Raw genomic sequence first — 6058 nt, 5'->3', positions numbered from 1 at the left:
TATTCGCGGGCCGGGGGTGGCCGCGGCCGGGGCTACGCGGCCGGGTTGGGGGGCCGGAACCCCCCCGTGGGGGGCGCCGACCGGCAGGTCGCGGCCCTCCTCGGCGTTCGCGACCCGCCGCCGACCGCGGGCGGCTACCGTGGCGTACATGCCGATCCGCGCCGTGCTCTGGGACGTCGACGACACGATTTTCGACTACGCGGCCGCCGACCGCACCGGTATGCGGCTCCACCTGGAGACCGTGGGCCTGCCCGAGGCGTACGCGTCCCCCGACGAGGCCCTCGCCGCCTGGAAGGCGATCACCGCCGTGCACTGGGCGCGCGTGGCCGCCGGGGAGACGGACTTCCTCGGGCAACGGCGGGACCGGGTGCGGGACTTCCTGACACGGCCCATGACGGACGCCGAGGCCGACGACTGGTTCGCCGGCCATCTGATCCACTACGAGGCCGCCTGGGCGCTCTTCCCGGACGTGCTGCCGACCCTGGACCGGCTGGTCCCCGCCTACCGTCACGCGATCCTCTCCAACAGCAGCAGCCACAACCAGCACCGCAAGCTGACCGCGCTCGGCGTGCGGGACCGCTTCGAGGCGCTGGTCTGCGCCGTGGAGCTCGGCGTCTCCAAACCGGAGGCCGGCGCCTTCCTCGCGGCCTGCGAAGCGCTCGCGCTGGAGCCGCACGAGGTGGCGTACGTGGGCGACGAGCCGGACATCGACGCGAGCGGGGCGGTCGCCGCCGGGCTCACCGGTATCTGGCTCGACCGGCGGGGCCGCGGCGGGCGCTCCGATCTGATCCGGATCACCGGGCTGGACCAGCTACCGGGCCTGCTGGCGGGCGATACCCGTTTTGGAGCGCCGGACACCTTCGGGTAATGTTCTTTCTGCGCCGCCCGAGCGGGCCGAAACATCCGGCCGGGAAGCGCAGACAGAGGTGAAGCCCCCACCAGGGGTTGCATTTCAGTGGGCTATGGTGTAATTGGCAACACTACGGTTTCTGGTACCGTCATTCTAGGTTCGAGTCCTGGTAGCCCAGCGCAAGACCAAGCAGTACGAGCAAGACCAGCAGGACAAGCCCCCGTTGTGTAGCGGCCTAGCACGCTGCCCTCTCACGGCAGTAGCGCCGGTTCGAATCCGGTCGGGGGTACAGATCCTTCCCGCGAGAACATCATGGGTCGCACCCATCGCTCTCGATGCAGGATCGCTAGGGCCCCCGTTGTGTAGCGGCCTAGCACGCTGCCCTCTCACGGCAGTAGCGCCGGTTCGAATCCGGTCGGGGGTACTTGTCACACCATGGGCTATGGTGTAATTGGCAACACTACGGTTTCTGGTACCGTCATTCTAGGTTCGAGTCCTGGTAGCCCAGCGCAAGTCAGCAGTAACCACGCCCCCGTTGTGTAGCGGCCTAGCACGCTGCCCTCTCACGGCAGTAGCGCCGGTTCGAATCCGGTCGGGGGTACAACACAGCAGTACAGAAAGGCCCTCCACTTCGGTGGAGGGCCTTCCTGTTGTGCCCGGACCGAAGCGTCCCACGCCAAATCGCCGACCCGGCAGGGCAGTTGCCCGGGCGGGGGAGCGGGGTGGGGAAGGAAAAGAGGGCCGCCACGGCGCTGGGGCGGCCTTCCGGAAGAGGGGGAGAAGTGGTGCGGGCGGGCGAGGTCAGCCCGTGCGGCGCAGGGCCTCGCTCAGCCGTGCCGCCGAGTCGATGACCGCCTGGGCGTGCATCCGGCCCGGGTGACGGGTGAGCCGCTCGATCGGCCCGGAGATCGAGACCGCGGCGACCACCCGGTTCGACGGCCCGCGCACCGGTGCGGAGACCGAGGCGACGCCCGGTTCCCGCTCGCCGATCGACTGGGCCCAGCCCCGTCGCCGTACGCCGGAGAGCGCCGTCGCCGTGAACCTCGCGCCCTGGAGGCCCCGGTGCAGGCGCTCCGGCTCCTCCCAGGCCATCAGGATCTGCGCGGAGGAGCCCGCCTTCATCGTGAGGGTCGAGCCCACCGGCACCGTGTCCCGGAGTCCGGACAGCCGTTCCGCCGCTGCCACGCAGATGCGCATGTCGCCCTGCCGGCGGTAGAGCTGCGCGCTCTCGCCGGTGATGTCGCGCAGGTGGGTGAGCACCGGTCCGGCCGTGGCCAGCAGGCGGTCCTCGCCCGCCGCGGCTGCCAGTTCCGACAGCCGGGGGCCGAGAATGAACCGGCCCTGCATATCCCTCGCCACCATCCGGTGGTGTTCCAGTGCCACGGCCAGTCGATGGGCCGTGGGCCGTGCGAGCCCGGTCGCCGCGACCAGCCCGGCGAGGGTGGCCGGACCGGACTCCAGGGCGCTCAATACCAGAGCTGCCTTGTCGAGAACGCCGACGCCGCTAGAGTTGTCCATACGACGATACTCCCGTCTCACTCTGTGAAACGCAAGTTCAATTTCCGGCAGAAGTTGCGAACCTGTAGGGGCGGCCGCACAACGGCTCGTAGCCACCGCCCCGCACGGGGGTCCGGACGGAGGCGCACCGAATCTCTAGTTGGGCCGGCGAAGACGCCGGCCGGAGGGAAAGCGATGGGTAGGACACTCGCGGAAAAGGTCTGGGACGACCATGTCGTCCGGCGCGCGGAGGGCGAGCCCGACCTTCTCTTCATCGATCTGCACCTGCTGCACGAGGTGACCAGCCCGCAGGCCTTCGACGGGCTGCGCCAGGCCGGACGTCCGGTACGACGCCTCGACCTCACCATCGCCACCGAGGACCACAACACCCCGACCCTCGACATCGACAAGCCGATCGCCGATCCGGTCTCGCGCGCCCAGCTGGAGACCCTGCGCAAGAACTGCGCGGACTTCGGCGTGCGGTTGCACCCGCTGGGCGACGTCGAGCAGGGTGTCGTCCACGTGGTGGGACCGCAGCTGGGGCTGACCCAGCCCGGCACCACCGTGGTCTGCGGCGACTCCCACACCTCCACGCACGGCGCGTTCGGCGCGCTGGCGTTCGGCATCGGCACCAGCCAGGTGGAGCACGTCCTGGCCACCCAGACGCTGCCGCTGGCCCGCCCGAAGACCATGGCCATCACGGTCGACGGCGAACTGCCCGACGAGGTCACCGCGAAGGACCTGATCCTGGCGATCATCGCCCGGATCGGCACCGGCGGCGGCCAGGGCTACATCCTCGAATACCGCGGTTCCGCCATCGAGAAGCTCTCGATGGAGGCCCGGATGACCATCTGCAACATGTCGATCGAGGCCGGCGCCCGCGCGGGCATGATCGCCCCGGACGCCACCACCTTCGACTACCTCAAGGGCCGCGACCACGCCCCCGAGGGCGCGGACTGGGACGCCGCCGTCGCGTACTGGAAGACCCTGCGCTCCGACGACGACGCCGTGTTCGACGCCGAGGTCGTCATCGACGCCACCGAACTGGCCCCGTTCGTCACCTGGGGCACCAACCCCGGCCAGGGCGCCCCCCTGTCGGCCAACGTCCCCGACCCCGCTTCGTACGAGGACGCCTCGGAGCGCCACGCAGCCGAAAAGGCCCTGGAATACATGGGGTTGAGCGCCGGACAGCCGCTGCGCGAGATCAACGTCGACACCGTCTTCGTAGGTTCGTGCACCAACGGCCGCATCGAGGACCTGCGCAACGCGGCCGCGATCCTGGACGGCCGCAAAGTCGCCGACGGGGTACGGATGCTGGTCGTCCCCGGCTCCGTCCGGGTCGCGCTCCAGGCCGTCTCCGAGGGCCTGGACAAGGTCTTCACCGGGGCCGGCGCCGAATGGCGGCACGCGGGTTGCTCGATGTGCCTCGGTATGAACCCCGACCAGCTGGCCCCCGGCGAGCGCTCCGCCTCCACCTCGAACCGCAACTTCGAGGGCCGGCAGGGCAAGGGCGGCCGCACCCACCTGGTCTCGCCCCAGGTCGCCGCCGCCACCGCGGTGCTGGGCCATCTGGCCTCGCCCGCCGACCTGTCCGACACCCGTACCCCCGCCGGAGTCCGATAGCCATGGAAGCCTTCACCACGCACACCGGCCGGGCCGTTCCGCTGCGCCGCAGCAACGTCGACACCGACCAGATCATCCCCGCCCACTGGCTGAAGAAGGTCACCCGCGACGGGTTCGAGGACGGCCTCTTCGAAGCCTGGCGCAAGGACGAGAACTTCGTCCTCAACCGCCCCGAGCGCGCACGCGCCTCGGTCCTGGTCGCCGGTCCCGACTTCGGTACGGGCTCCTCCCGCGAACACGCGGTCTGGGCCCTGCAGAACTTCGGTTTCAAGGCCGTCGTCTCCTCCCGCTTCGCCGACATCTTCCGCGGCAACTCGCTGAAGAACGGCCTGCTCACGGTGGTTCTGGAGCAGAAGGTGGTCGACGCCCTCTGGGAGCTGACGGAGGCCGACCCGACCGCCGAGGTGACCGTCGACCTGGAGGCCCGCCAGGTGCGCGCCGAGGGCATCACCGCCGACTTCGAGCTGGACGAGAACGCCCGCTGGCGGCTGCTGAACGGCCTCGACGACATCAGCCTCACCCTTCAGAACGAAGCGGACATCGCCGCGTACGAGGCGGCCAGGCCCGCCTTCAAGCCGCGTACCATTGCCGCCTGAGCAGCGCTTTTCCAGGACTGCGCCCCCTGCCTCCCGGCAGGGGGCGCAGTCGCTTGTTGAGACCCCGTCGGGCGACAACTCGCCCCAGATGGCACAATCGGTGCATGGAACGCGACAGCCAACTCAAGCTCTATGGCCACGTCGCCGACCAACTGAAGGAAGCGCACGCGAAGGTGCGTGCACTGCAAGTCCCGGAGAGCGTACGGATGGCGCTGACCCGGAAGCTGCTGGTCGTCACGGCCGCGGCGAAGCACGATCTCCCGGACGCGGCAAGGCGTCTGGACCGGATGATGAAGGACCTCGATGAGGGCCGATTCCCCGAAGGTGACTGACACGTGGAACTGCGCATCGGTCGACTTCGTTGCGGCACTAGGGTGATTAGCCCGTTTCGTGTTTGATTTGCGGTATATATCTGCCTAACGTGCGAAAAAGCTTGAACACTTTCGTTCTGGCAATGTCTCCGAAGGGGAAGACGTGAACAAGGCGCAGCTCGTAGAAGCGATTGCCGACAAGGTCGGCGGCCGTCAGCAGGCCGCGGACGCTGTCGACGCGGTACTCGACGCGATCGTCCGTGCCGTTGTCGCCGGGGACCGTGTCTCGGTCACCGGCTTCGGTTCGTTCGAGAAGGTCGACCGCCCCGCCCGGTACGCCCGCAACCCGCAGACGGGTGAGCGCGTCCGGGTCAAGAAGACCTCGGTGCCGCGCTTCCGCGCGGGTCAGGGCTTCAAGGACCTGGTGAGCGGCTCGAAGAAGCTCCCCAAGAACGACGTGGCCGTCAAGAAGGCCCCCAAGGGCAGCCTCTCGGGCGGATCTTCCGCCGCCCGTACGACGGTGAAGGCCGCCGCCGCCAAGAAGTCGGCGGCCAAGAAGGCCACCGCGAAGAAGGCCACCGCCAAGAAGGCGACCCCGGCGAAGACCGCCGCCAAGAAGGTCACCGCCAAGAAGACGACCGCGACGGCGAAGAAGGCGTCCGCGGCCGCGAAGAAGGCGACCCCGGCCAAGAAGACGGCCACGACCGCCAAGAAGGCCGTCGCCAGCAAGACCGCGCCCGCCAAGAAGACCACGGCGAAGAAGGCGCCCGCGAAGAAGACCACGGCGCGCAAGACCACGGCCAAGAAGGCCACCGCACGCAAGAAGTGAGACCGGGCAGCCGCTCGCTCCTCACAACGCGCCGGGCCGGGCTCCCCTCCGGGGGAGCCCGGCCCGCGGGCTGTCCGGGCCCCGTTCGGCCCAGCGGAGTCCGGCCGGAACACCGGGAGCCGGGTCGGGCCACCGGCAGTCGGGTCAGAACGTCTGCAACGTCACCAGCGTGATCCGCAGGGCCGCCCCCTCGCCCTCGCCCTCGATCCGCACCCGTTGCCCCGGACGCAGCAGCAGCAGGCCGCCCGCGTCGAAGGCCGCGGCGTCGAACTCCACCGGGGTGCCGTCGTCCAGCAGCACGCTGCCGCCGCGGGTCTCGGGGTCGTACGTGTACGAGGTCGCCTGCATGGGC

7 protein-coding genes and 5 tRNA genes are annotated in these 6058 nt (G+C 69.6%); 10 read left to right on the top strand and 2 right to left on the bottom strand.

Annotated features, from left to right (window positions below):
* Positions 1-148: 148 nt before the first annotated feature.
* The 6 genes from ACFWRV_RS32900 (at position 149) to ACFWRV_RS32875 (ending at position 1451) form a co-directional block, all read left to right on the top strand.
* Positions 149-868 (top strand): HAD family hydrolase, encoded by a 720-nt coding sequence (locus ACFWRV_RS32900; RefSeq protein WP_384339571.1) that lies wholly within the window; start codon positions 149-151, stop codon positions 866-868.
* Positions 869-956: 88 nt separating this feature from the next.
* Positions 957-1028, top strand: a tRNA-Gln gene (locus ACFWRV_RS32895).
* A 38-nt stretch (positions 1029-1066) separates the two neighbouring features.
* A tRNA-Glu gene (locus ACFWRV_RS32890) sits at positions 1067-1139 on the top strand.
* 62 nt (positions 1140-1201) lie between these two features.
* Positions 1202-1274: transfer RNA gene (locus ACFWRV_RS32885), tRNA-Glu, on the top strand.
* A 12-nt stretch (positions 1275-1286) separates the two neighbouring features.
* Positions 1287-1358 (top strand) — tRNA-Gln (locus ACFWRV_RS32880).
* Positions 1359-1378: 20 nt separating this feature from the next.
* Positions 1379-1451: transfer RNA gene (locus ACFWRV_RS32875), tRNA-Glu, on the top strand.
* A gap of 200 nt (positions 1452-1651) precedes the next feature.
* Here the strand turns inward: ACFWRV_RS32875 and ndgR are convergent.
* Positions 1652-2368: an IclR family transcriptional regulator NdgR gene (ndgR, locus tag ACFWRV_RS32870; protein WP_384339570.1), complete on the bottom strand. Its 717-nt coding sequence runs from the start codon at positions 2366-2368 to the stop codon at positions 1652-1654.
* A 174-nt stretch (positions 2369-2542) separates the two neighbouring features.
* On the opposite strand from ndgR, the gene leuC reads away from it, so the two are divergent.
* The 4 genes from leuC to ACFWRV_RS32850 all read left to right on the top strand — a co-directional run bounded on the left by leuC (position 2543) and on the right by ACFWRV_RS32850 (position 5706).
* A complete protein-coding gene (gene leuC / locus ACFWRV_RS32865) occupies positions 2543-3970 on the top strand; it encodes a 3-isopropylmalate dehydratase large subunit (RefSeq protein ID WP_384339569.1) in 1428 nt (475 codons plus the stop codon).
* A 2-nt stretch (positions 3971-3972) separates the two neighbouring features.
* Positions 3973-4566 (top strand): 3-isopropylmalate dehydratase small subunit, encoded by a 594-nt coding sequence (gene leuD, locus ACFWRV_RS32860; protein WP_384339568.1) that lies wholly within the window; start codon positions 3973-3975, stop codon positions 4564-4566.
* Positions 4567-4670: 104 nt separating this feature from the next.
* The gene (locus tag ACFWRV_RS32855; RefSeq protein WP_384339567.1) at positions 4671-4898 is read left to right on the top strand and encodes a hypothetical protein; all 228 of its coding nucleotides are present in this window, start codon (positions 4671-4673) and stop codon (positions 4896-4898) included.
* A 142-nt stretch (positions 4899-5040) separates the two neighbouring features.
* Positions 5041-5706, top strand: coding sequence for an HU family DNA-binding protein (locus ACFWRV_RS32850; RefSeq protein WP_384339566.1), 666 nt, complete (start codon positions 5041-5043; stop codon positions 5704-5706).
* A 144-nt stretch (positions 5707-5850) separates the two neighbouring features.
* Here ACFWRV_RS32850 and ACFWRV_RS32845 read toward each other — a convergent pair whose 3' ends face one another.
* Positions 5851-6054 carry a hypothetical protein gene (locus ACFWRV_RS32845; RefSeq protein WP_010062008.1) on the bottom strand — a complete coding sequence of 68 codons (204 nt, stop codon included), beginning with the start codon at positions 6052-6054 and terminating at the stop codon, positions 5851-5853.
* Between the last annotated feature and the right edge of the window lie 4 nt (positions 6055-6058).

The organism is Streptomyces sp. NPDC058576 (assembly GCF_042718715.1).
Taxonomy (GTDB): domain Bacteria; phylum Actinomycetota; class Actinomycetes; order Streptomycetales; family Streptomycetaceae; genus Streptomyces.
This window is presented reverse-complemented; position numbering and strand designations above follow the sequence as displayed.

Bases quoted from the DNA above. Each gene is read 5' to 3' on its own strand.
- ACFWRV_RS32900 (WP_384339571.1), top strand. From the start codon at position 149: ATGCCGATCCGCGCCGTGCTCTGGGACGTCGACGACACGATTTTCGAC.
- ndgR (WP_384339570.1), bottom strand. From the start codon at position 2,368: ATGGACAACTCTAGCGGCGTCGGCGTTCTCGACAAGGCAGCTCTGGTA.
- leuC (WP_384339569.1), top strand. From the start codon at position 2,543: ATGGGTAGGACACTCGCGGAAAAGGTCTGGGACGACCATGTCGTCCGG.
- leuD (WP_384339568.1), top strand. From the start codon at position 3,973: ATGGAAGCCTTCACCACGCACACCGGCCGGGCCGTTCCGCTGCGCCGC.
- ACFWRV_RS32855 (WP_384339567.1), top strand. From the start codon at position 4,671: ATGGAACGCGACAGCCAACTCAAGCTCTATGGCCACGTCGCCGACCAA.
- ACFWRV_RS32845 (WP_010062008.1), bottom strand. From the start codon at position 6,054: ATGCAGGCGACCTCGTACACGTACGACCCCGAGACCCGCGGCGGCAGC.